The sequence below is a fragment of the Sebaldella sp. S0638 genome (genome assembly GCF_024158605.1).
Taxonomy (GTDB): Bacteria; Fusobacteriota; Fusobacteriia; order Fusobacteriales; family Leptotrichiaceae; genus Sebaldella.
In genome coordinates this window covers 1-3,870 of record NZ_JAMZGM010000188.1, presented here as the reverse complement: position 1 = coordinate 3,870, position 3,870 = coordinate 1, and the positions used below count along the sequence as shown (strand labels likewise).

At 25.2% G+C, this 3,870-nt stretch carries 6 protein-coding genes; all 6 read left to right on the top strand.

The window, feature by feature from the left end; all coding sequences use genetic code 11:
* Window positions 1-548 precede the first annotated feature (548 nt).
* The 6 genes from NK213_RS19115 to NK213_RS19090 all read left to right on the top strand — a co-directional run bounded on the left by NK213_RS19115 (window position 549) and on the right by NK213_RS19090 (window position 3,835).
* A complete protein-coding gene (locus NK213_RS19115) occupies window positions 549-1,370 on the top strand; it encodes a DKNYY domain-containing protein (protein ID WP_253352270.1) in 822 nt (273 codons plus the stop codon).
* A gap of 140 nt (window positions 1,371-1,510) precedes the next feature.
* Window positions 1,511-1,930, top strand: a complete 420-nt coding sequence (locus tag NK213_RS19110; protein WP_253352269.1) for a DKNYY domain-containing protein — start codon at window positions 1,511-1,513, stop codon at window positions 1,928-1,930.
* Window positions 1,931-2,013: 83 nt separating this feature from the next.
* Window positions 2,014-2,403 (top strand): DKNYY domain-containing protein, encoded by a 390-nt coding sequence (locus NK213_RS19105; protein ID WP_253352267.1) that lies wholly within the window; start codon window positions 2,014-2,016, stop codon window positions 2,401-2,403.
* A gap of 175 nt (window positions 2,404-2,578) precedes the next feature.
* Window positions 2,579-2,740, top strand: a complete 162-nt coding sequence (locus NK213_RS19100) for a hypothetical protein (protein ID WP_253352265.1) — start codon at window positions 2,579-2,581, stop codon at window positions 2,738-2,740.
* 85 nt (window positions 2,741-2,825) lie between these two features.
* Window positions 2,826-3,038: a hypothetical protein gene (locus NK213_RS19095; RefSeq protein WP_253352264.1), complete on the top strand. Its 213-nt coding sequence runs from the start codon at window positions 2,826-2,828 to the stop codon at window positions 3,036-3,038.
* A gap of 455 nt (window positions 3,039-3,493) precedes the next feature.
* Window positions 3,494-3,835 carry a hypothetical protein gene (locus tag NK213_RS19090; protein WP_253352262.1) on the top strand — a complete coding sequence of 114 codons (342 nt, stop codon included), beginning with the start codon at window positions 3,494-3,496 and terminating at the stop codon, window positions 3,833-3,835.
* Window positions 3,836-3,870: the final 35 nt, after the last annotated feature.

The following is a 3,870-nucleotide window of genomic DNA, read 5'->3' as shown; positions in this document are numbered from 1 at the left end:
TCTCCTAAAGAATATTTGAAAAAAATTTCATAATAGACAAGATAAATGTGTCCACATTATTGACATAAGTACAATTTAATATTTTAAATAGTGTATAATTTTCTAATTATACTTATAACTTATATAATAAATATAAAACTAAAAGAAAGTAAAAATTATGAAAATGTGAGTAAAGATGTCCGCTTACCGAGAAATATGCTTAAGAAATGTCATATGAATACAGTATAGTTTAAACCGGTTTGCAGGAGAAAATAATGAAAAGTATGTTTATAAAGACGGGAATTTTATAAGCAAAAAAATGAATTGTTTTATAAGCAAGATTATATATTGAAAACTATATGCAAAACCAATATAAATTTTAAGAATGAAATTTTATGTAATTTAAGGAACTGTCAAAATTTTAAATTCCCTCTGCTATATGCTTCTTGCAGAAGGTGTTGGCATGTAATGTCAGAGCATATAAAGGTATATTATAAAATAATTTGTACAGAAAATTTATTTAAATTATATAATGAATAATAATTTAAAAGATAAAAGGAGACAGGGAGATGAAAAAGGTAATAATAAGCATAACAATGATACTTCTGATTTGTGCTTGTTCTTCAAAAGAAAAAATATCAGAAGTTAGTTGTGGATATAATAAAAATGTAAAGTTAAAAAGAGTTGATTTGGAAAGTTTTAATTGTATTAGTCCTAATTATGGCAAGGATAAAACTTCTGTTTATTATCTTAATATATTTTCAGCTAAAACTAAAGGCTATGGGAAAAAAATAAAGAATGCCGACCCTAAAACATTTGAGATAAAGCTATTTCCAAGAGATAAAGATTCAGTATACTATGAGGGGAATGAGGTAAAGGGAGCAGATATTTCAACATTTGAAAAATTAAATACGAATTATTATAGAGATAAAAGTCATATTTACTATATGGGAAATAAGATAAAAGATGTTGATATTCTCAGCTTTGAATTATTAATTGATCCGGAAAGAAGTTATACTTATTTTAGGGATAAAAAACACGTTTTTTTTTCTGGCAGAAAATTAGAAAAATCTGATCCGCTGACATTTCAATTTTTGAATGACGGGTATGCAAAAGATAAAAATTATGTATATTATAGGGGAAATATTTATTTAAAAAAACATGGGAAAAGAAAATATAAAGCAGATACAAAAACATTTAAAGTTTTAGAAAAAGGTTATGCAGTGGATAAAAAAAATGTTTATTATGGTTATTATAATAGAAGAAAAGAAATAGATCCCAAAACATTTGTAGTGCACAAAACTGATAAAAATTTAAATGGAATATATTATGATTCAGAAGATAAAGATAATTATTATTACAATGGAAAAAAAGTAATGGTTAAAAATTAATTGTATAAAATTAATTCAAATCTAAGGAGATTAATCTTACTAAAAGTTTTGTTTGATAGAATGAAAGTAATATTCGATCTTGAAAAACTTCACGCAGACTTCATATTAATATTTTATAATATAAAAAAAGGAGGTTTATAATGAAGAAAAATTTAATGATATTAGCGGGAATGATGGTGTTTTCCAGTTTTAGTTTTTCAACTTCGTGTAATTTTTATTTATATGAGCAAAAAGATAATAAAATTATTTATTCAGAGGGAATAACACCGGGAATGCACTCAAAGAAAACCAATGAAGTGAGAAAAGCAGATGTTAAAACCTTTGTTATGCTAGACAGAAGCGGTCTGGCAAAAGATAAAAATAATCTGTATTATATGGGGAAAATTGTAAGGGGAATTGATGGTTCAACATTGGAAGTAGTATCAAAACATAATGAAAATTATTTAGCAGAAACAACAGCAGCACATTGTTTTTCACCGTATATAAAGGAAGTAAAAGATAAAAACGGCAATTACTTAATAGAGGATATTAGAGCCGGAATGTACGAACTGGCAGAATAATTCCGGAATTGACATAAGGCTAAAATAGCCTTATTTTCATAATAATAGAATATTACAATATAAAAAATATTTGAGGAGGCAGAATGAAAAAGAATTATTTTATTATTTTGGTTTTATTAATGATAAATCAGTTAAGTTTTAGTTTGAGCTGTGTATATAGAGGATATAAAAAAGAAAATAATAAAGTTTATTATGTGGAAAAAAGACGTAACGAAACAGAGAAAGAAATAAAAGAAGCAGATTATGACACATTTGAGATTATAGAATCAGAGCCGTATTACAGGCTGTTGGCAAAAGACAAAATATATGTATATTATCAGGGAGAAAAAATAGAAAATGTAAATTCAAAAACATTTGAAATCATAAAAGAAAATTTGCCGCCGGATAAGGGGCCGTGGAAATATGGATGCGGTTCTTCAGGATATATCATAGAGGATAAAGGGAAACAGTATGAATTAAAAGAGATATTTTAAAATAATGTTGAAAAATATCATTTTATTGGAAATAAAGAACCCAAGAAAAAAATTAACGATAAGACGCAGATACTGCAAAACTGCGGGTGATTTTTTACAAAAATAAAAGTTTTGGAAAGTCAGGATTAAAGCTATAATAAAGAAAGTAAAATATTAGCATCAGAAGAGAAATATTTTGGAAATTAAGTTGTTTTTTAATTTTAGAAATTATGAAAAAATAAAAAGAGTGGCAGAGAATATAAATGCTACCAGTAATGAAATATTTTTCAAGGCACGTCCTATGCTGAAAGAACACAGGTATAAAGTTATAAGTGTCAGAGAAAAAAGACACAAGTGAATTAACAGTAAAAGTCAAATATAAAATATATGGAAATGTTTCACCGGAAGAATCAGAGAATTTTATGGTAAAATTTTAAAAATAATTGGAAAATCAATCAGCTGAATCTGCAGAGATATATGAAAAGAAAGTTCAAAAACTTTTGCTTGATACAATAAAATCAAAAGGAACAATGAAAGAAAAAGTAATAAAAGTTTATATGGACAAAGAATTTGGATATTGGGATTTAGAGATAATAAAAAATGAAGAGTTATTACTTACTTTATTTTCAGTGATTGATTCACTGGGATTGTATTAATAGAATCAGACTAAAAGCAGTGAGCAGGAGAGATATTCTGTTAATCCGGATACAGTGAAAATTCAGACAAGTATGAATTTAAGAAAGTTTTTGATAAATATATTCAAATAAAAAAATATTCTCAAAATGGATATTTTTTATTTTCTATTAAATATACAGAGTAATTTCGCAGATTTTTGCTTTAAGCTTGAGACTTTGATATCAGATACAACATATATTTTAATGTTATTGAATTTGAAATAAAGAAAAAGTAAATAGATATAAATAATTCTGAATAATTCTCAAATGAATCAATATCAGTTTTAAATAAAGAGGAAAAAGTTTATATAAAAAGCTATTGGAATTATAGATTTAAAGAATTATAAAATTAATAAACAACGAGAAGTGAAACTTGATATTGTAAAAAATTGAATTTTTTTATATATAGTTGTATAATTCTTGAGAATGGAGGAAAAATGTTAAAAACAATTATAAGTACATTATTAGGAATATTTTTATTCATTTCTTGTTCTGGGAAGTCAGAAAAAGAAAATTTCGAAACAGGGCTAAAGTATTACACAAAAAATGATTATACTAAAGCAGAAAAGTATTTTAAAAAATCAGGTTCATTTGAAAATGGAATAGGATTAAATTATTTAGGAAATATTTACTTAGTAAAGAATGAAAATAAATTAGCAGAAAAATATTATAAATTAGCTATAGATAAGGGGAATTTAACTGCAGTAAAAAATTTAGCTTATTTATATACTAAGCTGCAGGGAGTGTGCAAGAAAGTCTGTAAATTAAATCTGATATAATAAAAGATTTGTTTTTCATATATTGATTTATCTAT